Annotated in this window: 11 protein-coding genes; 9 read left to right on the top strand and 2 right to left on the bottom strand. The window is 54.2% G+C overall.

Features of this window, described 5'->3' with window-relative positions:
* Positions 1 to 374 precede the first annotated feature (374 nt).
* The 5 genes from MXE39_RS03010 (at position 375) to melB (ending at position 15392) form a co-directional block, all read left to right on the top strand.
* A complete protein-coding gene (locus tag MXE39_RS03010; RefSeq protein ID WP_348647463.1) occupies positions 375 to 2282 on the top strand; it encodes a DUF4268 domain-containing protein in 1908 nt (635 codons plus the stop codon).
* A 1273-nt stretch (positions 2283 to 3555) separates the two neighbouring features.
* On the top strand, positions 3556 to 6783 hold the full coding sequence (locus MXE39_RS03005) for a DNA topoisomerase (ATP-hydrolyzing) (protein ID WP_246978205.1): 3228 nt from the start codon (positions 3556 to 3558) through the stop codon (positions 6781 to 6783).
* A 436-nt stretch (positions 6784 to 7219) separates the two neighbouring features.
* Positions 7220 to 8308: a 3-phosphoserine/phosphohydroxythreonine transaminase gene (gene serC / locus MXE39_RS03000; protein WP_281503423.1), complete on the top strand. Its 1089-nt coding sequence runs from the start codon at positions 7220 to 7222 to the stop codon at positions 8306 to 8308.
* 1370 nt (positions 8309 to 9678) lie between these two features.
* Positions 9679 to 12912, top strand: a complete 3234-nt coding sequence (locus MXE39_RS02995) for an AMP-binding protein (protein ID WP_246978203.1) — start codon at positions 9679 to 9681, stop codon at positions 12910 to 12912.
* An 884-nt stretch (positions 12913 to 13796) separates the two neighbouring features.
* The gene (gene melB, locus MXE39_RS02990; RefSeq protein WP_246978202.1) at positions 13797 to 15392 is read left to right on the top strand and encodes a melibiose:sodium transporter MelB; all 1596 of its coding nucleotides are present in this window, start codon (positions 13797 to 13799) and stop codon (positions 15390 to 15392) included.
* Positions 15393 to 15714: 322 nt separating this feature from the next.
* Here melB and MXE39_RS02985 read toward each other — a convergent pair whose 3' ends face one another.
* Together MXE39_RS02985 and nrdD are read right to left on the bottom strand one after the other, a co-directional pair.
* Positions 15715 to 16587, bottom strand: a complete 873-nt coding sequence (locus MXE39_RS02985) for a TatD family hydrolase (RefSeq protein ID WP_246978201.1) — start codon at positions 16585 to 16587, stop codon at positions 15715 to 15717.
* Positions 16588 to 17118: 531 nt separating this feature from the next.
* Positions 17119 to 17286: an anaerobic ribonucleoside-triphosphate reductase gene (gene nrdD, locus MXE39_RS02980; protein ID WP_246978200.1), complete on the bottom strand. Its 168-nt coding sequence runs from the start codon at positions 17284 to 17286 to the stop codon at positions 17119 to 17121.
* A gap of 1330 nt (positions 17287 to 18616) precedes the next feature.
* On the opposite strand from nrdD, the gene MXE39_RS02975 reads away from it, so the two are divergent.
* From MXE39_RS02975 to rlmJ, 4 genes are all read left to right on the top strand, one after another.
* Positions 18617 to 18970, top strand: coding sequence for a histidine triad nucleotide-binding protein (locus MXE39_RS02975; protein WP_246978199.1), 354 nt, complete (start codon positions 18617 to 18619; stop codon positions 18968 to 18970).
* Between the two features lie 403 nt (positions 18971 to 19373).
* The gene (locus tag MXE39_RS02970) at positions 19374 to 20324 is read left to right on the top strand and encodes a hypothetical protein (RefSeq protein ID WP_246978198.1); all 951 of its coding nucleotides are present in this window, start codon (positions 19374 to 19376) and stop codon (positions 20322 to 20324) included.
* A gap of 383 nt (positions 20325 to 20707) precedes the next feature.
* Positions 20708 to 22765: an ATP-binding cassette domain-containing protein gene (locus MXE39_RS02965; protein WP_246978197.1), complete on the top strand. Its 2058-nt coding sequence runs from the start codon at positions 20708 to 20710 to the stop codon at positions 22763 to 22765.
* Between the two features lie 420 nt (positions 22766 to 23185).
* The gene (gene rlmJ / locus MXE39_RS02960) at positions 23186 to 24043 is read left to right on the top strand and encodes a 23S rRNA (adenine(2030)-N(6))-methyltransferase RlmJ (protein WP_246978196.1); all 858 of its coding nucleotides are present in this window, start codon (positions 23186 to 23188) and stop codon (positions 24041 to 24043) included.
* Positions 24044 to 24717: the final 674 nt, after the last annotated feature.

Below are 24717 nucleotides of genomic sequence, written 5' to 3'. Positions count from 1 at the left end.
CTTTCCTTCCAGACCATACCTGCACGACAGGCATGACTGGGCATGCATGCGATCTTTAAAGCTGCCATGTTCGTTCATGTGAACGCGCTGCATACATGATGTCTTGACCATAAGCCCACTCATTAACATCAGTCACATCTGGACCATCATGCCCATAAATCATGTCGGCGTTGTCGGCATGTCCTGGTGTCTTAGTGTCATGAGAATACTGCCCGATGGGCCCTGATGGTGCCTGCTGGAGCTGAATGGGCCCGTATGGGCCGGATGGGCCATGAGGGAGCCTGCTGTCTGAAAAAGCCAACACTATAGAGGATGCTGATTTTATGGCCGATTCTAATCTGATTGATGCACCAAAAGCCGGTGATGACTAGGACCTGCTGGGTGTAAGCCGTTATATCAATGCTCTGGCCCACTTTCTTGAAAACGCCGCCATGCCAACTACCATTGCCATTCAGGGCGAATGGGGCAGTGGCAAGACTTCGGTAATCAACTCCCTGCGCTACAAGCTGTGCGATACCCTTGATGCCCCTGAGGATAACAAGCCATTCCACTCCATTTTCCTGAACATGTGGGAGCACTGTCTGCTCAAGGAGCCGGCCGATGCTGTTGAAAGCATTGTCCGTGGACTGCTCGATGACGTTACTCTGTTCCTTGAAAAGCACAACCATCAGTCTCCGGCACTGAGTACCATAAAGAAGATCTCCCAGAGCACCTTCTTTAAGGCTGCCATGAAGGGCGGTCGCATGGCCTCGGCCATTTATGGCGGCTCCATGGTGGAAAATGCCATAGACAAGCTTGAGTCTGCCATGAGTGGTGAAAAGGATGAGCGTCCATTCAAGCCTGAGGAATTCCGCAAGGCTGTATGTTCGGCAGTAGAGGAGTGCATCAGGCTCGATCATGAGGCCGGTGCCACCTCCCGTCGCGGCTTCATGGTTTTTGTTGACGATCTGGACCGTATCAATCCTGAAATGGCCGTGCAGATCCTTGAGGTTATCAAGAACTTCTTTGAGGTCAACAAGTGCATCTTCGTGCTGGCCATTGACTACAACGTAGTGGTCAAGGGACTTAAGGCCAAGCTGGGCAACAAGGACGAGAACGATGAGCGCGCTTACCGCTCCTTCTTCGACAAGATTATCCAGATGCCTTTTACCATGCCTACGGAGAAGTACCGTGTCGACCGTTACGTGGCCGATGCCCTGATGCGTATTGGTTACTGTGCTCAAAGCGATCTCAATGATCTGGTATTTGATGATGAGGGTGAAGAAAATGACCGCACCTTTATCCAGATGATTACCGATATCACCTCAAATACTACAGGAACCAACCCGCGCTCCATCAAGCGTCTGCTCAACAGTCTGTCTCTTCTGCAGTACATGTATGTTGAGGACAGTGCCGAGGATATGCAGGATGACAGGCCATCTGGTTCGTTGACCAACGTTCAGAAGGTCATCAACTACGCCATGGTATGTATTCAGATTGCCTACCCTGAGATCTACCGTATGCTCAGCCGTGAACCTGTATACCGCAACTGGAACAGCAACACAGCCGAAGCATTCAAGCTTCATAACTTCCCTGAGTACTTTGAAGAGTGGAAAAAAGAGCATGGTCTTGAGGGCGAATCGGCTGAAAAGGCTCCATGCTATCCTGCCATTATCGACTGTTTCTGCAGGCAGGGTACTCCATGGCTGCAAAACCGCGCCAGCTCCATTCAGACCGTACTGTACTCACTTGACCGTCTGTGTCAGCTCAACAAGCTCAAGTTTGAGCAGGAAATTCCTGCCATTCTGGACATGTCTGCTGTTACCGCTGTCAGCTCCGAGGAGGACAAGCGCGTTCAGGTCAAGCACACAGTTGGTGATGAGAAGCGTATTGGCTTCTGGGACGAGTTCCAGAATTATGCATTCAGGGATGAGGAATTTGCAGGCCTGTTCAGACGTATGAAGGCCTCGAAGAATAACTGGCTTAACTACGCTACCGGTAATGCCGGATGCAGGTTTACAGTTACCAATGCTATGAACAAGGGGCGTATTGCCATTGATCTTACTGGCAATGTACCTGAAATCTATGAGCTTCTTGAGTCTCATAAGGCAGAGATTGAGGCAGATTCCGGTCTGACCCTGACATGGTATCCAATTTGTGAGACCCGCAAGTATTACCTGATCAGCATTGAGATGACTTGCGACAGCAAGAACCCCGACAACTGGCCGGAGATTTCCCGCTGGGTAAGCACTACCATGGTCAAGCTGCGCAGAGCCATTGCCCCTTACATTGACAAAAAATAATGACCTTCAGCCATGAAGCTGAAGTTGACCGCACCTGCAGCCGGCACGCCAACCAGACCGGTCTGCAAGTGCTATCCATATTGTGGCCGTGAGTACCTGTGCCCAAAGCACAGTATCACGGCCCTTTTTGTCTGAACTGTCCGCACCGGGGTGCTCAAAACCGGCCCATGCCCCAGGCCAGCTGACCAGCCCCATGCCCCAGCCCAGCTGAGCAGCCCATGGTCCCATACCCTGCCCGTCCATGAGCCTTGCCGGCTCTGGGCCATGCCTGACCTTGAGACATGCCAAAGGGCATGCAAGGACAGGTGGAGTGCTCTGCCATGTGGGATTGCAGGCCTTGGAGCTGGGCTATGGGCAGATCCTTGAACAGGTCCTGGGGGCGGTTTTTAACAGGTGGTGATGAGTGGGCTTATGCGGACTTGCCGGGGCTATGCATGTCCGGGCGTATAGCATTGGGCGGGCATGGTGTTTTGCCGGGGAGGGAAAGGGACTGAATAGAGTTGATTTTTCCTGGATTTTACGGGTCATGCGGTCAAAGGGGCCCGAAAAATGATGCATACAGCAAAACAGGGGCTGTGATATGGGGGTGTATTGTCTGCAACCAGGACGCGGGAAAATTGAGAAAATAGCCACATTATGATAAAATGTGGCCTTGTGCATTTCTTTGTTCTGCACTGTGAGCAATGCTCAGGGACGGTGATTTTACCATGGCCGCAAGGGCGTCAGTAAATCAGGGTAAAACGCCCGGAGCATGACCATAACGTCAGGCTGTACAGACCGCTGTAAGGACATCTGTACGGATAGCTCTAAGAGCTGCTGAAAGTGAGTCAGCTCATACAGCCGCAGATGCGGATGCAGATGCGGATGCATGTGCGGCTGGATGGACAGCGGCAGCTGTAAGGGCCTGTGACGGATCTTTTGCTCAGGTGTCAGTTCTCTGTATTTTGCGGGGTTTTTCTGTCCCCGTCCTCATTTGACATATTTAAGCCCGGGGCTGTGGACATGGTCTTTGTCCTCCATAACCTGCGGGCCTTTTGTGTCATTATGCCCCAGGGCTTTTGCCTCTGACGGCATGACTGCACGAGTCAGCATATGTCAGCCTTAGCCAAAACCTGTCAGGCCAGAGCCTGGTTTTGCCTAAGGCGAGCAATGACTTTAGCCAGGGTTTCAGCACCTGTAACTGCACGAGTGGCGGGCCGGCTTACTTAAAGCCAGGTCGGCTTGCGTGCGCACTGCATATGGTGCAATGTTAGATTTTGTAAGGTAACTTTTCATGGTTGACAACCACGATAACAAAGATGAGAAGACCGCAGCCTCACAGGCTGAAGGCGCCACCCCTGTGGAAACAGCAGATCAGGTGGAACTGGAGCAGACTGCCGGACAGGCATCCGGTGAAAGCACTGCTGCAGTATCGTCTGATGAGCAGGGCCCTGACGGAACTGAACCGTCAGCATGGGCTGATAATGCCGTCACGGAAACCTCACCTCATGTAAAGCTCGAAGACGAGCTGCGTCAGTCCTTTATTGACTACGCCATGAGCGTTATCGTTGACCGTGCTCTTCCAGACGTACGTGACGGTCTCAAGCCGGTACACCGCCGTGTACTCTTTGACATGTACGATCTGAAGATCTGGCATAACGGTCCTACCAAGAAGTCTGCCCGTGTGGTAGGTGACGTAATCGGTCGTTTCCACCCTCATGGTGATGCTGCCGTATATGAAACCATTGTGCGTATGGCCCAGTGGTTCTCCATGCGTGCACCTTTAATCTTCGGTCAGGGCAACTTTGGTAACCTCGACGGTGACGGCGCAGCCGCCATGCGTTATACCGAAGTGCGCATGACCAGGATTGCCGAGATGATGCTCCAGGACATCGACAAGGAGACGGTTAACACCTATCCAAACTACGATGGCAATGAGCAGATTCCTGAGGTACTGCCTACCCGTTATCCAAACCTGCTGGTAAACGGCTCTGCCGGTATTGCCGTAGGTATGGCTACCAACATTCCGCCACACAATCTGGCTGAAGTTATCGACGGCACTCTGGCCATGCTGGAAAATCCGGACATTAGCCTTGATGAGCTCATGACTTACATTCCAGGTCCTGATTTCCCAACCGGCGGTCTGATTCTGCGTTCTCCAGAAATCCGCCGTGCCTATGAAACCGGCCGTGGCCGCATCATTATCCGCTCCCGTACCCACTCTGAAACTGACAAGCAGGGCCGTACCACCATTTACGTGGACGAGATTCCTTACATGGTCAATAAGAGCGCCATTGTCAAGGAAATTGCCGATCTGATCAGAGAGAAGAAGATTGAGGGCATTGCCGAGGTCAACGATCTGTCTGACAAGGACAATCAGGTGCGCATTGCCATCGATCTCAAGCGTGATGCCTACGAAGAGGCTGTGCTCAACAATCTCTTCCAGCACACCTCAATGCAGAGCTCCTTCTCCTGTAACGTCATTGCTCTGGTCAACAACAGACCTAAGCAGCTGTCCTTAATAGAGATTTTAAAAGAGTTCCTCAAGTTCCGCCGTGAGGTGGTAACCCGCCGTACTGTTTATCTGCTCCGTCAGGACCGCCGCAAGGCTTTCCTTGATGAGGGTCTGATTGTGGCCAAGAGCAATATTCAGCGCATTATTGATCTGGTTACCAGTGCCGAGAACTCAGAGGATGCCCGTATCAAGCTCATGTCCGAGCAGTGGAATGGCGCTCTGGTAAGCTCCATCATCGAGTATGACGAGCATGGCGTAAACATCTGTCTGCCTCTGGGTATTGAGCCAGGTACCGGCCTTGTAGACGGCAAGTACCATCTGTCTGACGCTCAGGCACGTGCCATTCTGGCTCTGCAGTTAAACCGTCTGACACACCTTGCTACTGAGGAAATCCAGAAGGATTACCAGGACCTCAAGGCCAACATCAGAAATTACCTTGAGATCCTCAACAGCACTGCCCGCATGAACAGCGTAATCCGCGAGGAGCTTCTCGAAGCCCGCAATACCTTCAAGGATTCGCGCCGCTCCAGCTTAATTGTGGTTGACGGCATGATTTCCAAGGCTGATCTCATTACCCGTAAGGCCGTACTCATTACCCTGTCACAGGAAGGCTATATCAAGCATCAGGATCTTTCCCTGTACGAGGCCTCCAGCCGTGGCACTATGGGCAAGGGAGCAGCCAAGCTCAAGGAAGAGGACTTTATCGTTACCTCTACCGTATGTAACAGCCATGACCGCATCATGTGCTTTACCAATATGGGCCGCTGCTTCATTACCAATGCTTATGACCTGCCTGCCTCCACAAACAAGAGCTGGCGTGGCCGTCCTATCCAGAATCTCTTCGATCTGGATGAGGGCGAGTCCGTACGCCGCATTCTGCCTTTGAGCGAAGAGCAGCTGCAAAAGCTCAATGAGGACAATGGCACTGAGAGCGCCTATATTGTCTTTGCCACTGCCATGGGCGGTGTCAAGCGTCTGGCCTTAAGCCAGTTCAGGAGCCACCTCAAGCGCTGCAACTCTTCAGGCATCAAGTCCATAAGCCTCGAAGAGGGTGATGAGCTCGTAGCTGTTGAGCTTACTCATGGTGAAGACGACATTATGCTCTTTGCCACCAATGGCCGCATGATGCGTTTCTGTGAGTATGTGGAGCTCAACAAGGGCGATGGAGCTGACGGTGCTGGTGATGGCGCTGACAGCGCCGCTGAGGCTGCTGCCGAGGCTGCCGACAATGCCGCTGCCGAGGGTGATGATGACGATGAGACCATTTCAGAGTCTGATCGCATTGCCCGTGAGCTCGAGGGTATCCGCCGCTATATTGGCGTTCGCAAGTCCGGCAACGGTGGCATCCGTCCTCGTGGCCGTACTGCCGGTACCACCCGTGGTATCAGACTGATGAAGGGTGCCCGCCTTGCTGCCATGATTGTGGTTCCTGCTGAACATCTTGAGGATGAAAAGCTCAACTACATCGTCATTACCGAAAGCGGTGTGGGCAAGCGTGGCCGCCTGATCTCCATGCCGGGCAAGGTACGCCGTGGCGGTATGGGTAACTTTGCCTGCTCCGCAGCTGCCCGCTCCGAGCGCATTGTTGGTGTAATCAGCGCCCATGAGGACAGCGATTACCTGGTATTCTCCAACAATGGCAGCGTACTGCGCTCCCGCGTCTCCGATCTCACCGTTCGCAGCCGTGGTGCCGGTTACTTAAGACTCAAGCGTACTGCCGAGGGCGAGCTCATTGTGGGTCTGCAGGAGATCTGCCCTGAGGTAGTAGCCGCCATTAACGAGTCAGCCGAGGCCCGTGCCGCTGAAAAGCGCCGTGCGGATGAGGCCGCCGAGGGCGTTATCTCCGGCTCTGATGATATTATGACCAATGACATTGACGGCGCCACCATGGACAGCAGCATTCTGGATAACGGCCACGAAAGCGGCCCAGGCGAGGACAATGGCAGTCTCGACATGGACCTGCCAGAGGGCGAGCCATCCCCTGGTGATAACAACGACGATATCTGATAATCGCTGAGTGCTGACCCGACAGTGCAGACTGAGCATCAGGCTGCAGGCCCTGGCCTGTGGCTGCAGCCCAGGTACCCGGCTGTCCAGCCAGTGACTAAATGCCCGCAGGAGCTCTTTAATACCGAGCCCTGCGGGCTTTTTACTTGCACCGGAGCCAGGGCCGGCGCTGCCGCGCTGCGCAGCTTGCAGCGCGTGGCCAGGCTGGCGAGCGTGGTCCGCGTGACTGCAGTGCGGCTTGCCTTTTGGTGGTGCGTTTTTGGGGGCCGGGGCGTTAAAAGCAGGCTCAAAGGGCTGCTTTTCAGGGAATTTGCACATATATGGTGCCCACAGACCCGGCTTTGCATATAATTGTGGCAGGGCGGCAGTGACAGCGTGTTTGCGCTATTATGTTTCACCCAAACTTAAGTCTTTTTTCTGTTGAGGTATAGAGTTCATGAGAGCATGGAATTACAGCGCTGGTCCCAGCATGATCCCACAGGAGGTTATGAGCAAGGCTCAGGCTGAGTTCTGCGATTTTGAAGGTCTGGGTCTGGGCATTGTTGAAATGTCTCACCGTTCTGCCGAATACATCAAGGTGGCTCAGGAAGCTGAGGCTCTGCTGCGCAGAGTCATGAATATTCCTGACAATTATGCTGTTCTTTTTGAGCAGGGTGGTGGTCGTGGCCAGTTTGCTGCCGTGCCGCTGAACATTCTGCCTGAAGACGGCTTTGCCGATTACTTCGTTACCGGCCACTGGTCCCGCAGTGCCTTCAAGGAGTGTTCTGAGCGCTATGGTGATGCCCGCCTGCATGAGTGCGTCTTTACCAACAGCGATGGCTACTACGAAGTAGACATGTCAAAGATGAAGGTCACCCCTGGTGCTGCCTATGCCTATCTGTGCATCAATGAGACCGTAAACGGTATTGAGCTCTTTGAGATGCCTGAAACTGGTGACACTCCTCTGATTGTTGATATCTCCTCCAATGTACTGACCCGTCCTATGGACGTCAGCCGTTTTGGTGCTCTGATTTTCGGTGCTCAGAAGAACATTGCTCCAGCCGGTCTTACCATTTCCATCGTGCGCCGTGACCTTATTGGCAAGGCCCGCAAGTACTGCCCGTCCATCTTTGACTGGGCTGTGCTCGACAAGTACGAGAGCATGTACAACACTCCAAACTCCTTTGCCTGGTATATGGCCGGTCTGGCTTTCAAGTGGATTGAGCAGCTGGGCGGAACTGAGGAGCTGGAGCGCCGTAACATTGCCAAGAGCTCCATGCTCTATGACTATATCGACAGCACTGACTTCTATCGCTGTCAGGTAGCCTCAAAGGATCGTTCCCGCGTTAACTGCGTATTTAATCTCGTGAACGAAGACTTAAACCAGGAGTTCCTTGCTGAGTCAAAGAAGCTCAACATGATTGGCCTCAAGGGTCACAAGGTTCTGGGCGGCATGCGCGCCAGCCTCTACAACGCCATGCCTGTAGAGGGTGCCGAAGTGCTGGTTGCCTTCATGAAGGACTTCGCTGCCCGCCACGGCAAATAACAGCTGCACGCTCATCCCCATCCCCTGAGCACGTGACAATGCCGTGCACATCGGGCAGGGCGGACTCCAGGGATAATGAGCTCGTCTGCCACAGGCAGCGCAGCCCTGAGCCCATAATGCAGAGCCTGATCTCAAGTTAGATCAGGCTCTGCTGTTTAATGCGCCTTACATGCAGCTGCCGCCGCCAGCCCCGCCGCCGCCGTTGCTGCCTCCGCAGCTGTCGTCGGCCGACCTGTATCCGCAGGCTCCAGGCAGCCGTCGGCCCATCTGCACCCGCAGGCTCCAGGCAGTCGTCGGCCGACCTGCATCCGCAGGCTCCATGCAGCCGCCGGTACATCTGCATCCGCAGGCTCCAGTCAGCCGTCGGTCCATCTGCATCCGCAGGCTCCATGCAGCCGCCGGTCCACCTGCATCCGCAGGCACCAGGCAGCCGTCGGCCGACCTGTATCCGCAGGCTTTCACTCAGGCGGGTACAGCCTGGCTCAAAGTCCATACCATCCCGGCATGGATCACAGGACGGCAGCTCTGTCAGCACCGTACTGGCCATCAGGAGCACCCTGTCAGGTCGACATTCATGAAAAAGTGAGCTTATGGGAAAAAAATCGTGCCAGAGGGGTGGGGAACCCGCTTTGTTGCGCAAATTTGGCAAAAAAGCAGGATCATGAATGTTGCATGATCACAAATTTTAGTGCATGTGCGCCCCGGGCAAAGCGCGCCCGTATAAAGCTTGCTACAATGACAATGTATCAGTAAAACTGCCCTTGCAGGGGCTGTCAGCCTCAAAGGAGGGCCCTCAGCTAAGACAGGGCAGCACAGGTGGCGCAGGCTGACCGGCTCTAAAGAGTCATAGCTGCCATGGCAGTACATCTCCAATGGCGCTTGCAGTTACCATGAACGTGCTGAGCCGGCTTTCACTTGAGCATTCAGGGCATAGCCTTTCAGGCCATACCCTGGCTTTTATCAGGCCATGTGCTCTTGCAGGATTAGTAAGCTGCCCTGCAATCATTTAGGAGCTGCAGCAGCTGTCAGCTGCAGGAACTGCGTTAGCTGAATTAGCAGCAGGAAGTGCTTAGCTGAGTTAGCTGCAGAAACGGCGTTAGCTGCGTTAGCTTCAGGAACTGCGTTAGCTGAATTAGCTGCAGGAACTGCAGTAACGGCCGGCGCAGCAGGCCGGGCATAAGATGACTGCCCTAAGTCAGGGCAGAGGGCTTAGTGAGCACGGATGTGCTCTGGCCACCTGGGAAAGAGGCGGTGGGGCCTACCGTTGCACACCGCAGATTGGGCAGTATGCCTGATCTTTTGAGAACAAGGAAAATTGAGGCGCCTGCTGTCGGTCAGCGGCGTTGGGTTAATGGCAATAGAGGTGAATCATGAGCATTGAGAACATTAAGACCTCCCTGGACAACAAGCCTGGTGGAACTGCTCACGACTGTAAGCCAGGCAGCCTGAAACCTGACGCGACCGTGGCTGCTGCAGCCTCCAGCCTTAATGTTGAAGCTGTGCGCTCCCCGGCTCAGTCCGCCGGTGTGTTACCGGCTGCGACAGGTGCAGCAGGCTCTGCAGCAGCGTCCGGCAGTGCCGGCTCTGAGGCAGCTGCAGGCAGCTGCGCTGGCGCAGGTGTGGCCGTGGCTGATACTGCAGGCGGACATGTGGTTTCTGGCTGGGCTGCCCGCAGAGCAGGCCTCGTGGAGTACAGCATTATTCACGGTGAGCGCAGCATGCACGGTGCCGTGCTTACCGGTATTGAGGCTGCCAAGGCTGCTCATGAGGCAGCTGTATCAGGTGCTATTGATCGTCGCTGCATGCGTGGGCGTCTGTCCAACTGTGGTGACTGCCCTAATGACATTGATCCGCACGACTGCCAAAACAGTCCTTTTTATGTGGGATCAGGCAGCCAGTGTGGTGGAAACTGTGACTGCACCTTAAATCATGGTGCCAGTCCGGGAGAGAGCTTCTATGGACGTGCTGCCCGCGCAGGTGAGGCTCAGTACATTGATCCAAATGGTGATTATTACAAGCCATGGCTGCAAAGCTATCCTGAGGGCGTGCCTGAGTTTGTAAATACCCACGAATTTGAAAGTCTGGTGGAGCTCTTTGAGTCATCGGTTGCAAAGTACCGTGATCACTGTGCTTTCATCAATATGGACTCTGAGCTGACCTATGGTCAGGTCGATGAGCTCTCCGACAGCTTTGCTGCCTTCCTGCAGGTTGAACTGGGCCTGAAGCAGGGCGAGAAAATTGCCATCATGATGCCTAATCTGATGCAGTTTCCTGTCGCCTTTTTCGGTGCTCTCAAGGCCGGTTTAACCGTAATCAATATCAATCCTCTCTACACTCCCCGTGAGCTGAGAAACCAGCTGGAAAACTCCGACGCCACAGCCATTGTGGTCATTGCCAACTATGCCGATGGCCTTGCCTCCATTGTTCATGAGACCCTGGTAAAGCATGTCATCATAACTGAGGTTGGTGATGCCTTTAATAACTGGCTGGGACTCAAGCGTCTTATCATCAATACTGCCGTCAAACTCAAGGGCATGGTACCGGCCATTGACCGCTCAAAGTTTGGCACCTGTCATGACTTTACTGATGCGCTTAAGCGCGGCGCAGCTGTGCGTGAGCGCTTTGTGGCTCCAGAGATTAAGTATGACGATATTGCGCTGCTGCAGTACACAGGCGGTACCACAGGACGCTCCAAGGGAGCCATGCTGTCTCATGGCAATATCCTGGCTAATATCGCTCAGGCATATGGCATGTACGGTCAGGTACTCAAAAAGGGTGAGGAGACCATTCTTACCGTCATCCCTCTGTACCATATATTTGCTCTGACCGTTAATCTGGTCCTTTTTACATATCTGGGCGCGCGCAATCTGCTCATTACTGATCCGCGCAATATTAAGGCCTTTGCCCGTGACCTGCACCGTCATCCGGAAATTACCGCCATGACGGGTGTAAACACACTGTTCAATATGCTCATCAACAACGATGAGTTTCAGGAGCTCAAGTGGGAAAATCTGCATCTGGTAGTAGGCGGTGGTGCCGCCTTACAGTCCGGTGTAGAGCAGCGTTTTTTTGAAAAGACCGGCTTTCATATTCTTGAAGGCTACGGCCTTACCGAGTGCTCTCCTCTGTGCTCGGTATGTCCTTTTGATGTGGACCATTACACTGGCTCTATCGGTCTGGTTGTGCCTTCTACCATTGCCCGTATTGTGGACAGTGAGGGCCGTGAAATCCGTGATATGGAGCAGGAGGGTGAGCTTGAAATCAAGGGCCCTCAGGTCATGCACGGCTATTACAAGTCAGAGCGTCACAATGACTTTATCTTTGATGATGGTTTTGTGCGTACCGGTGATATTGCCAAGTGGATGGAAGGCGGCTATATCAAGCTTATCGACCGTCTTAAGGACATGATCCTGGTATCAGGCTTTAATGTTTTCCCTAACGAAATTGAAGACGTGGTCAGCCGCTTTAACCGTGTTCTGGAGTGCGCTGTTATCGGCATTCCAAGCGATAACACAGGCGAGGCCGTCAAGCTCTTTGTGGTACGCAAGGATCAGGCTCTTACAGCCCAGGAAGTAAAACAGTACTGTCGTGCCTATCTCACCCCTTACAAGGTGCCGCGCATTATCCAGTTTGTTGATTCTCTGCCTAAATCGTCTCTGGGCAAGGTCTTAAGACGCAGCCTCAGAGACATGGAAGGTAAGGATCCTAAGACAGCCGAAGAGCAGATACTCATTCTCAAGGCTCAGCAGGAGGCTGAAGCTGCCGCTGCCGCCGCTGCAAAAGCTGCCGCTCATGACAGTGCCCACCAGGGCTCTGCCGCTGCCGCAGGCGAGCGCAGCAACGTTGACAGCCGCAGGGCCTGGCGCAAGGCAAGCTATGCCTCCGGCCCTCTTGGCGGACCTCAAGCCGCTCAGGGCATGGTCCATGGAGCTGACAACAGGGGCAGCACTGTACTAAATGCCTTTATGAGTGCCCTGGGGCGCCAGCAGGCCCCTGGCACCACCTCCATTGACAATGAGCACCATCTGTTTAAAAACTCCATGTCCGCTCATTCCGGTATCAGACATAAGAGTGTACCTGGCAGCACTGTGGCTCACCTCAAACTGACCGCATCGGCAGATGGCCGCACCTATGCTCCTCAGGCAAGCCTGAGCCCTGAGCAGCAAAGCCGCCTTGAGCAGGCTCTGCATGGCCGTGTCACCATGCATGTCGACAGCGCCGCCGCTCCGGCCGCGCCAGCTGCCGCCCAGCCATCCTCCGGCACTGGCTATGCTTCAGGCTCTGAACATGCCGCCAGCACCGCACCGGCTGCAGCCCATGCCGCAGCTGCTGCCGCCTCCTATGAGGGGGCATCAGGCGCCAGCTCCCTGCCTAAGACAGCTGGTGCTCTTGCTCTGGAGCGGTTGCTGTCCTCACATGGCGATACCATGGGCGCCGCCATCGAGACGCCAAATATCCATCGTCATCAGGAGCACCTGGCCCGCGTCGATGCCGCCCACGCGGCCCTGCACGGCGCTGCCGCGCATAAGGCCGCCGCCCCGGCTCCGGCACCGTCACCGTCACAGGATCCTGCTCCGGCAGATTCAGCCTCAAAAGCTGACTGAGCAGCCGGCCCATAAAGGCAAAATATCTGTTGTAAAAAAGGCCCCTGAACCGCAAGGTCCAGGGGCCTTTTTTCATGCAGCAATACCACCTGTCATTTTGTCTCTCGCTCCGGGTTCTGCCAGCAAATTATGAGCAAATGACGGTTATGGTCAGGTAAAAAAATATTTGAATGCAGATCACGTTTTGAGCAGGTGGCTGGAAGGGAGACAAAATGGGCTTTAAGCGGGGGATGGCTTGAATTTATGTATGACCTGAAGCTGTGTGTGCGCACATGGTCCTGTTGTATGGTGCTGTTTTATTTTTCCTGTATAAATCAGATTTTCTTAGTTAATGAGTATAAATGTGACTTTTGTATTCATGGAAAAAGCAGGGCCAGGCATGGTCCAACATAGTGTATCTAGAGAGCGCATCAGCATTGTGGGAAGCTGGTGAGCCAGGGGATCAGGCTATGACAAAAATCATAAATCAGCAAAATTGCTTAATGATAGATTTTCCGTCACTTAATTGAGCATAGCTCCTAAGGTGCCCGGGCATAAAGACTAAGGGGCTCAGGACTGTGCTTAAGAGAGGAAGGTGGCACGGCAGGACAGCTGCCTTATGCAGAACACAGCACTGGCTGTTGCTTCAGGCAGTTCAGTCATTCGGTCAGTATTGATGCGGTCGTCAGCTGGTCAGCTGGTCAGACGTCACTCAGCAAGACTGGCGGGCTTACAGCTGACAGGATGACAGTCAGCCTGGCAGGCAGGCATTCAAACTGGCAGGCCAGCAAACTTCCCGGCAGGCAAGCTGGCAGGCAGACTGTCTGACTGATGGAAGCCAGGAACAGGCTGGCGTATCAGTTCCTGCAGGTTGTGCCCTTAAATCCTTGTCTATGGAGTCAATTATGAGCTCATCAGTTCCTTTGAAAGAAAAGGCATCGTTTGGTATAGGTGCCCTTGGCAAATCAACCTCCTTCTGGTTTATGAATGCCTATCTTATGGTGTTCTTTACTGACGTGGTTGGTCTGAGTCCGGCCTACGTGGCTTTTCTCTTTCTTTTTGCCCGCCTCTGGGATGCTTTCAATGATCCGCTGATGGGTTTTATTGTTGATAACACCAAGACCCGCTGGGGCAAGTTCCGTCCATGGATTTTCATTGGCGCTGTTATCAATGCCGCCATCATTCCTTTTCTTTTCTTTGACCCATCCCAGATTCTTTCTCCAGTCGGGGTCATGATCTGGTGCGGCGTGTTCTACATTCTGTGGGGCATGACCTTCACTGTTATCGACATTCCTTTCTGGTCTCTTATTCCGGCTATCAGCTCTGATCCCCGCGAGCGTGATGTGATTGCCGTAATTCCCCGCACCTGCTCGATGATTGGCGGTCAGTGCGTGGTTATTTTCGGACTGCCGCTGATTACCTGGCTTGGTACCGGAATTGGTGCTACCGAGGCTGACGGTTACTGGCGCTTTGCCATGATTGTAGTGGCCTGTTTCCTGAGCGGCTCCATTGTCTGTGCCGTAAACGTTCGTGAGCACGTAACTCCACCAGTTCAGAAAAAGATCACTATCCGCGACATGCTGACTCTGCTGTTCAAAAACGATCAGCTGGTAGTGATTATTATCCTTACCGTCATTAATAACATGGCTCAGAACCTGGTTAATGGCACCATTATCTACTACTTCAAGTACATCCTGAACAATCAGGACATCTACCCTTACTTCATGGGTGCCGGTGCTATTGCCCAGTTTGTCGCTTTCCTTTCCTTCCCTTTAATTGTGCAGCGCACTTCCCGCAAGTTCGTCTTCATCGGCTCTGCCTGCATGGTGATAACCGGTTACTTCGGTCTGTTCGTGGCAGGCTCTCATGCCGACAGCAATATCTTTGTAGCAGGCGCCCTTTACTGCCTTGGTTCTGCAGGTTCTGCCTTCACCCTGGTATGTACCACTGTAATGCTGGCTGACACCGTAGATTACGGTGAGTACAAGTTTGATACCCGCTCCGAGTCCATTGTGTTCTCCATGCAGACCATGACTGCCAAGATGGCAGGTGCTCTGGCCGGCTTTACCTCCTCACTTACTCTGTCCTTTGTAGGTTATGTACCAAATGTACCTCAGAGTGAGGAGACCATTTTAGGCCTGAGAGTAGTAATGTTCATAGTCTCCTCAATTCTGATTCTGGCCACCATCATCATCTACTTCCGCTACTACAGGCTCAATGGCTCTTTCTATAAGAACATGATGGAAAAGCTTGAGCAAAGCCGCGCCCGCAAGCTCGAGCAAAAGGCCCGCGAACACCAGCAGGGCTGTGAGTCCGGTACCACTGACACTGCTCATTACACCATTGGCCAGCCCGGCAGTGCCGAAGCCGGCAGTGCCGAAGCCGGCAGTACCGAAACTGTCAGTGCCGAAGCCGGCAGTATCGAAACCGACATTGCCCAAGCCGGCAGTGCCAAAGCCGCTCCTGCACGCAGCTCCGCTGCCGTCGACCCGGCAAACTAAGACCCATGCGGACCGCAGCAGCGCCGCCCGCCGGAGCCGGTAAGTGAGGCAACATGAGACCTGACACCCCGGCCGGCGCTGCCTTATGACAGATTTGTATTTGCCTGCAATGATCAAGGCCCCTGAACCGCAAGGTCCAGGGGCCTTATTTTTCCTTTCAGCCAGGTACTGCCAGGCACCAGGTAGGGGATCTTTCCTGGCAGGGCTGGTGAGCGCTGTGGCGCCCGGCAGCAGCCGGATGCTGGGCCGGTCCTGTCCGGGAGCCCAGGTGTGCAGGCGCTGCATGCTTTGGCAGATCAGGACTGCTGGGCCATGGGAACGGTCAGCAAGGCCAGCCTTTGCCAAAAAGGGAGTCAATCTTGTAGGTGGAGACGTCCTTTTCCGGGATGTTGTCAGCTGATGGCTCGCTTAATGTGACATTGAAGCACCTCTGGAAGTTTTCGGAGGTAATGCGGGCCATTTCTGAAGGGGCGGTTTTCTTGAAGTCAGCAACAAACTCAAGAGTGTAGCGGACAAAGGCCGGCTCATTGTCCATGCCGCGTACCGGTACCGGAGCCAGGTATGGGCAGTCGGTTTCCACCATGATGCGATCCAGAGGCACATACTCAAGCACCTCACGGACATTGTCAGCGGCCTTGAAAGTGGCAATGCCGGAAAATGAGATGTAAAAGCCCAGATCAAGGCACTCACGGGCCATTTCCACTCCGTCGCAGAAGCAGTGCATAACGCCGCCACAGTCACGGGCATTATGCTCACGCATCAGAGCCACTGTGTCGTGATGGGCTGAGCGGGCATGGATAATCAGCGGCTTTTTGACCTCATTGGCAAGGTCAATCTGACGGGCAAAGGAGTCCAGCTGGGCATCACGGGTCTCAGATGCATAGAAGTAATCAAGGCCAGTTTCACCAAGGGCAATACACTTTTCGTGCTTGAGGCACTCAAGCAGCTGCTCTTCAGTCCAGTTGCCTGCCTCCTCAAGATTGAGAGGATGAATGCCGCAGGAATTGAAGATACCGTCATAAGGCTCAATGATCTTCATCATGCGATCATAATCTTCAATGGTGCAGGCAACAGAAAGCATATGGGTTACACCACAGCCACGGGCACGGGCCATGGCCTCGCCAAGAGATTTTGGTCCCTTGCCCTCAAAGGTCAGGGATGCCAGATGGCAATGGGAATCAACTAAAAAGGTCATATGCTGTTAATTGCTCCAGGAGTTTTCAAACATTAAGGTACTGCCCTCAGGCCATGTGCACGACCATGCACGCCTGGTCTGAGCCAGGGACCAGTTCGGGCACATGTACAGGGGCGCATGCAGCGGCGGTGCTGTATGCTCTGCAGGCATGGCTGCAGGGCTGTCCGGGCGGAGGGCTGATGCATTGTAGCGCAAAAGGGCGGCCCGGAAATGACAAAAGGTCTCCTGAAGCGGCATTAATACCGTATCAGGAGACCTTCTGATTACTGAAAGCGGCAGGCCGGGGCAGTTAAAATCTGTCCACAGAGCCCTTGCCTTTGCCTGGGGGCTGTCTCCCAGGTTTCAGGCTGAATGTTCAGCCCTTTACCTGGAGCCAGGTCCTGGCCTGCAGCTGCCTTAAGGCTGCTGCAGGTATGCAAAGGATGCTTTCAGAGGACGCCGGGCGCGCAGTTGACAGTATTTGACAGGGAGACTGTTAAGCCCTCTGAACTTACCATGAGCTGCGGTCCCGGAGCTGAGTGCGCAAACCTGTCAGCTGACTTTGTTGAAGCTGTGCTTTACGCGGTCGTGCTCTTCGGCGCGCTTGCCATCATTGAAACGGTCAAGTGTGCCTACGAGATAACCGGTAATGCGGCGAATGCGATCAAACTTGACGCCTTCACCAACTACGCCATTGACGGGCTTAAGTCTAGTGACCATGAACTCTGTCCTTTGCAAGAAACAATGGATAACCAGTGCCGTTTTCACGGCAGCGTTGCCGTACAGATGATAAATATTATTTGTCCGGCGGGCTCATGGTAGCAAATGCCCATGGCAAATTCCAGGACGCCCAAAGCTCATAAAATGGCCCTGTCATTTCACCAAATGCCCTGTATATGGGGTCCTGAGTGTTGATTAAATTTTTGCAAAAAATAATGTGCCCGCACATTAAGCACCAGGCAGCAACTGTCCACATTCTTAGCCTCACAGCCCGCAGCTGACCGCCATATTAAGGGGGCTGCAGGGCCAGAAGAGCTGACCCCCACCGGGCATGCACGCTCCCTGTCTGTCAGCCCTTGCTTATAAGTGAACCTGCATCTGTTTTCCCACAGTGGTCGCATCTTCAGCCACAGAGCCCGTATGTCAAGTCCCTCAGGCGAACCCGCCCCTGCCGTTATATAACAAAATTACGCATGATTTAAAAAACATGATGCAACCGCCCTAAAGGGCGATAAAACAGTGGCGCACGGGCTGATTGAGCGTCAGGCAAAAGTGCGTTATATCCTGTCATTCTGCCCGTTCATTTGGGGCAGTTTATGTTGCCAAAAGCATACTTCGTAACCATACGCAGGCAAAAGTTACTGATACGGGCTGCAGCGCAAACTGTGTCAGGCCGGCTGAGGAGGGCAGGCGGTGAGGCTGAGCTTGCAGTCCTGAATCAGCACAGGCAAGCTCAATGTGCAGGCAGGTCATGAGTACAGACAAGCTGTATGCCTGTAATGCAGGTTGCGTGCACCAGGCCGTTATGGAGGAGGCGCCGCACTGTGCCCTGAGCGGGCACGCGGCGGCGGCGGTTCCGGGCCGGTGCAGCGGGGGCCGGGCATTATGTGCTTTGCTATAATGTGGGGCGCATGCTCGTGCGATGGCGCCGCGTCTGAGCCTCCTGAGGCTGTGTATGATGCAGCATCACTCTTATGAGCTTTATGCATGGCAGCGCTGCTGCCCCATGCGCACAGACCTGAAAGGCCCGGCAGCGACTGTAAGGTCGCATCCCCATAAAGGGACTGAATGCCGGCCCGGGCGCTGCTGCGCTCAGTATTCTTTTGCTTCCCACCCGGCGTGCTCCCCTGGCACCATTTGTCTGTGCTGCGGGCAGCTGATGCCTTAACTGCCAGGTTTTCATGGCCTTGCTGGAGCTGGTCTTACAGAGCTGTCCTGCAGGACAGCGGGAGCGCGACCTGCGGCGTCAGGCGGCGCTTCCGGGGCTGTGCTTTGACCAGGTGTAATCTAAGGCAAAGGGTGGATACTTGGAAAAATTAAGGTAATAACCATGGCTGAACCAACCATTTTTGAAAAGATTATCAAGGGTGAAATTCCTTCTGAGATTGTGTACCGTGACGACACTGTCACTGCCTTTAAGGACATCAGCCCAAAGGCTGAAAACCACATTCTTATCGTGCCTAACAAGCCAATTCCTACTGTCTCTGATGTTGAGCCTGAAGATGAGGCTGTAATGGGCCATCTTTTCACTGTAGCCCGTAAAATCGCCACTGAGCTGGGTGTTGAGAAGTCCGGCTACCGTCTGATCGTCAACTGCGGTCCTGATGGTGGTCAGGAGGTTTACCACATCCACATGCATCTGCTGGCCGGTGGCAAGTTAGGCGGCTTGGGCTTCCCTGGCTGATAAGGACCATGCAGCCCTGGGTCTCCCGTGCTTAAATGCCATACTGTCCTGGGCGGCCTGTGCTGAAAAACCATGCAGCCCTGGGCCTGCCGGGCTGATAAGGCATGCTGCTCTGGACAGCCCGGGCTGAAAAGCCGCGCTTACCTGAGCAGGTATTGTCTGCCTGTCGGGCCAGGGCTCAAGTCAGTGAGCAGACCTGACCCGGTGCTGTCCTGCCTTGCAGGGCCTGACAGTACAGTATGATGGTCAGCTTCAGGCCAGATTGTGCCTGAATGCCGGTCTGGCCTGATATGCCTGTAGAGCTGGTACTGGGCAGGTGCTGGACTGTGCCGGGGCAGGCATGGGGCGCGGGTGGTTATGGTGCGCTGTGGTGGATATTATTTGTGTTTGAGGAAAAACTGTCGTGCAAAAAGTGACATTAGGACTGGTCTGTGCCGCATTTGTGCTCGGTGCTGGCATGAGCGGCTGCCAGAGCATTAATGATCTGACTTCTTTTGGCGAGGACGGGAAGCGTCCGGCAGCTCAGGACGCAGCGGCCAAAGAGCAGCAGGCTCAGGAGCCGCAGATGTCTGATGCCCAGCTGCTAAGCGAGCTGTCATCTGATGCCGGCGGTCCGGTAAACATGCAGTCCAATCCAAGAGCGGTACGTCAGGGTGTTTCCCTTGCCGATCGTCTGGAAAATGCTCCTCAGTCCCACAATGCTCTGCTGGGAGCTGCAGACCCTTACACTTCAGTTAAGGAGGTACAGCTCTCCGAGTCTGACGAGCAGGCCCCTTTTATTACCGACCTTGATGAGGACAACACCGCTCATCAGGCTGGAGTGACAGTGGCAGGCGCCAGTGGAGCTGCCGGGGCGGGCGTGGCTGGAGTTGCAGGCCAGGGCGGCATGCCATCTCAGGTACCGGCCTACAGCTCCGAATCCGAGCTGGGTTCAGCCTCATGCGCCCCTCAGATGAACCTTGAGGCCAGCGGTGTAGCCCGTGCTCTGATTAAGGATCTGGCAGCCCGTCTGCGCAATGAAGGTGGCAATATCTACGTGGCACCAACCATTATTGACAGTGAGTACCAGGACTGCATGCGTGATCTGAGCTCAGCTCTTCAGGACGGACTGTCTGACAGTACTCTGTTCAAGGTGGTACCGGCTACGGTAAATCTCAATAACATCATTTCGCAGAACATTGGTTCAGCCACTATTCTTCCAAGCCTTATTCATCAGTGCCGTGCCTCCTCCATTCCTTATCTGGTAGTGTCCCAGGTAAAGAAGACCGGCGACAAGGCTGCTCTCACTCTGCGTATTATCCGTACTGAGGATGGCATTACCTTAAGCCAGACCTACCGTCGTCTGCACAATTAAGCGTGCGGCTCACAGCAGCAGCGTCCCATGGTGCTCCTGAACGGAGCGCCTGAGGCTGCAGCTGCTGACTCGGCTTCTGTTGCAGCTGCATGGGGTGATGCCAAGGCAGACGCCTGAGCTTATGCCGGGGCAGACGCCAGAGCAGCTGTCTGGCATGATGCTCTGGCGTCTGACAGGCTGTCCTTATAACAGCCACTGATACTTTGCGGGGCCTGCCCGCCTGTCACCTTCTGTGATTAGGCGGGCAGGCCCCGTTGCGCTATAATGGGCGCGATTTTTTCCGTATTTTCAGGCAAGGCGCGTTCAGCGTAATCAGGGAATCCGGCAGGTAAATGTCTGCTGGCTGTCCCGTGGAGCTGACGGGCCATAAGTGGTTCCGGTTTATGATTTCCCTGCAAGATCTGACAATAATGCGTGGCACCCGTGTGCTCATTGAAAACGCTACAGCAACCATACTTTCAGGACAGAAAGTGGGCATTATCGGTCGTAACGGCTGTGGCAAATCAACTCTGTTTGCTGCCTTGCAGGGTGAGGTTGCTCCTGAGCAGGGCAGCATAGGCATGCCGCGCAATCTCAAGACAGCCACCGTAGCTCAGAAGACACCGGCTCTTGAGATCTCAGCCCTTGATTATGTAATGCAGGGCGACAAGACAGTAAATGAGCTGCTTGAGCGCCGCAGCCGCGCCTGGGACAGCAATGATGGTGAAAAGATAGCTCTTATTGAAGATGAGCTGGGTCTTGCCGGTTACTGGACCTTAAAGGCCCGTACCGGCGCCCTGCTGCTGGGCCTTGGTTTTGGTCCTGATGAGCTTGACCGTCCGGTACGTGAGTTTTCCGGTGGCTGGCGTATGCGTCTTAACCTTGCTCAGGCTCTGATTTACAAATCAGATCTGCTCCTGCTTGACGAGCCTACCAACCACCTTGATCTGGACACAGTACTGTTCCTGCAGAACTATCTTAAAAATTACGAAGGCACCCTGCTTTGTATTTCCCACGATCGTGACTTCCTGGACAGCTTTGCCGACCACATTTTGCACTTTGAAGAGGGCAAGGTAGTCCTCTATCCGGGCAATTACTCAGCCTATGAGCGCATTCGTGCCGAGCGTATCCGTGCCCAGAAGGCGGCCCGCCGTCGTGAAGAGGCCATTCTGGCTCATATGCAGAGCTTTATTGACCGTTTCCGCGCCAAGGCCACCAAGGCCAAGCAGGCCCAGTCCCTGATGAAGGCCATGGATCGCATGCAGCTTACAGCTGTAACTCAGGAAGAATCTCCATTTTCATTCTCCTTCCCTGAGCCTGACCGTACTCCGGCTGTGATTGCCTCGCTCAAGGATCTAAATGCCGGTTATCCGGCCCGAGCCAGGGCCAGCGCCTCTTCAGGTGATGACCCTGATGATTTCTCAGCTGCAGGCAGCAGGGGCGCTGCTGCCGGCGCAGAGGGTGCCGGTGGCGGCACTGCTTCGGGGCCTGAGGTGGTGCTGAGCAAGGTCAATCTGCAGCTGCTCAGCGGCGACCGTATTGCTCTGCTCGGTAAGAACGGTCAGGGCAAGTCCACTCTTATTAAGACTCTGGTAGGCGAGCTGCAGCCCCTTTCAGGTGAGGTCGCCATTGGCAAGGGTATCAAGATTGGTTACTTTGCCCAGCATGAACTTGAGTCTCTCAATGAAGATCAGAATGCCCTGTGGCATCTGTGGCGCATTGATCCTGATGCCAAAGAAAAGGATCTGCGTACCTTCCTGGGCTCCTTTGCTTTTAAGGGCGACAGAGTCTTTGACAACGCAGGTACCATGTCAGGTGGTGAACAGGCCCGTCTGGCTCTTGCCATGATTGCCTATCAGAAACCAAATCTGCTGCTGCTTGACGAACCTACCAACCACCTAGATTTGGAAATGCGTGAGGCTCTGTCTGTAGCTCTTGCCTCATACTCAGGTGCTCTGGTGCTGGTATCGCACGATCGCCATCTGGTTGAGGCTATTGCTGACAAGCTGTGGCTGGTTGATCAGGGTAAGGTAGGCGAGTTCGACGGCGATCTTAATGATTACCAGGAGTATCTGCTGCGCCGTGCCCGTGAGTTCCGCGAGGCTCAGCAGGCTGCTGCCAATGCCGCCCGGGGCGGCAGCCAGCAGACCGCAGCAGCTGCCCCGTCTGCAAGCACCTCTTCTTACAAGAGCCGTGAGCAAAAGCAGCTTGAGGCTCAGAAGCGTGCCGCTCTGCGTCCTTTGAAGCTCAAGATTGAAGCTCAGGAAAAGCTCATTGCCAGCTGTGAAAAGCGTCTTGCCGAAATTGATGAGCGCATGGCCGACAGCTCTCTTTATGAGGGTAAAAAGGATGAGCTTGAGGCGCTGATTTTAGAGCGCGCCCGCCTGGAGGGCGAAAAGGAGGCAGCCGAAGAGCTGTGGCTGGAGCTGACCACTGAGCTTGAAGAGGCTCAGAACGCCTGATAAGCCCGCAGCTGCCATGCTGGCGCAATGCGGCTGCCACGCAGCTGCCACGCAGGAGCCAAGCTGCCGCCATGCTGGCGCCGTGCTGGTGCTGGCTGTCCATGCCATGGGCCGGGCCATGATCCTTGTCTCCCTCTGGCCATAGAACCAGCTATGGGACCTGGCAATATGGATGGCCATGGCGGCTTACGCAGCGCCGCAGCATCTGGAGCAAAGCGCAGCTGAACACGGCGCACTGTGCTCTGCGCTGCAAGGGCCAGGTCCCTGCGGTGCTCCTGTGGGGCAAGATGCAGTCGTGTTCTTTCGGGTCCAGTCATATCCTGTGCTGTCATGTCCGGCCGATTTCTTTCGGGGCCAGTCGTGCACTGTCCTGTACTGTTTTTTGCTGTCTGATAATAATGTTTCTGGGAGGAGCAGGTAATGCTCAGTTATCGTCACGGCTTTCATGCCGGCAATCATGCTGATGTGCTTAAGCACATGGTGCTGTGTCTTATCATGCGTGCCCTCAATGACAAGGATAAGCCTTATACAGTTATCGACACTCATGCCGGTGCCGGTATCTACGACATGACCTCGGCTTTTGCCCGCAAAAACAGCGAATTTGCCAGCGGCTGGCTGAAAATTGCCAAAAATGAGCGCTTAAAGGAGCTGGTACCTGAGTACTGGCAGGCCTGGGAAAAGGCTCAGAGTGAGCCGGGAGCCAATAAGGGCAATATGTATCCGGGCTCCCCATTTATTGAGTATTCTCTGGCCCGCAGGTCCGACACCATTTTCCTCAATGATATCCACAAGGCCGAGTACGAAAGCCTGCTGCAGATCTTCAAGCGCAAGCGCAATGTGCGCGTGGAGTTTCGTGCCTGTCAGGACACCATTGCAGCACTGCTGCCTCCTGTCAAGAAGCGTGGCGTGATTCTTATCGATCCTCCTTATGAAAATGAGCAGGAGTATCGCTGGACTGTAGATGCGGTAAAGAAGGGACTGGGACGTTTTGAGCAGGGTATTTTTGCCATCTGGTATCCGGTACTGGGCCGACTTCATGACCACTCCCGTAATCTGACCCAGCAGATACGCCGCCTCAACCGTCCGCTGCTGCAGGTAGAACTGCGCGTTTGCGAGCAGCAGGAAGAGTACGGCATGTGCGGCAGCGGCATGCTTATTGTTAACTATCCTTACCAGATAGATGAAAAGCTCGAGCCTGTAGTTGGTGAGCTTTACCAGTGCCTGTGCGACCCTGAGAAGGGATCAGCCCGCCTCGAGATTCTCAACGAGAAGTCATGACAGCTGCAGCCTTACCAGCAGCCGGCTTTACGGCAGAAGCTCCGGCCGCCAGCTGCTGTTCAGGTCTCTGCCCCTGATGCTGGCGTTGCCACTGCCATAGCGGAACCTGCAGCCCTGTCTGGCTGTATTAGCTGCAGCAATTGCCTTGCAGTGAATCTGTACCAGCAGCTGCACAGCAGCACCTGCCAAAAGGCAAACCCCCCATAAGCAAGAGAGCCCATACTCACATGAGTACGGGCTCTTATGTTTTTCAGGACCTGTTTTTTTAATCTGAGCCGGGTCGGGCGCTGGCAGAGCACTTATGAGCTGCACCGGTAAGTCAGCCAGCCTGCCCGCCCGCCAGTCAGTCAGCTATCCTGTTATACGCTAAATGCTTTTATAAAACATTTATAAATTATATCAGGAATACACACACCCTCTCTCACTTACTCACACACATACAGTCTGTAAGTGAGGGCTATAACAATAATCTAACTGATACGGGAGCATGACGGGCTTTTCTTATGACAATCTATAAATGAGGCAGAAGCGCACAGGAACTTGCTTATGACAGTCTTTAAATGAGGTGTGGCGCTGGGGATAGTGCTTTCCTCATTTAAAGTCTGTCACAGCTTTAGACATTATATGTACGACATGAAGTATAAGGTCTGCGCTGCCATGGGAAAGATGCTTTG

The sequence above is a fragment of the Anaerobiospirillum sp. NML120511 genome (assembly GCF_023050955.1).
In the GTDB taxonomy this organism is placed as follows: domain Bacteria; phylum Pseudomonadota; class Gammaproteobacteria; order Enterobacterales; family Succinivibrionaceae; genus Anaerobiospirillum.
The sequence above is the reverse complement of the archived record's forward strand: the minus strand, read 5'-3'. Positions and strand labels throughout refer to the sequence as shown.

Coding starts and splice junctions, on each gene's coding strand:
- MXE39_RS03005 (WP_246978205.1), top strand. CDS start 3,556: ATGGTTGACAACCACGATAACAAAGATGAGAAGACCGCAGCCTCACAG.
- serC (WP_281503423.1), top strand. CDS start 7,220: ATGAGAGCATGGAATTACAGCGCTGGTCCCAGCATGATCCCACAGGAG.
- MXE39_RS02995 (WP_246978203.1), top strand. CDS start 9,679: ATGAGCATTGAGAACATTAAGACCTCCCTGGACAACAAGCCTGGTGGA.
- melB (WP_246978202.1), top strand. CDS start 13,797: ATGAGCTCATCAGTTCCTTTGAAAGAAAAGGCATCGTTTGGTATAGGT.
- MXE39_RS02985 (WP_246978201.1), bottom strand. CDS start 16,587: ATGACCTTTTTAGTTGATTCCCATTGCCATCTGGCATCCCTGACCTTT.
- nrdD (WP_246978200.1), bottom strand. CDS start 17,286: ATGGTCACTAGACTTAAGCCCGTCAATGGCGTAGTTGGTGAAGGCGTC.
- MXE39_RS02975 (WP_246978199.1), top strand. CDS start 18,617: ATGGCTGAACCAACCATTTTTGAAAAGATTATCAAGGGTGAAATTCCT.
- MXE39_RS02965 (WP_246978197.1), top strand. CDS start 20,708: ATGATTTCCCTGCAAGATCTGACAATAATGCGTGGCACCCGTGTGCTC.
- rlmJ (WP_246978196.1), top strand. CDS start 23,186: ATGCTCAGTTATCGTCACGGCTTTCATGCCGGCAATCATGCTGATGTG.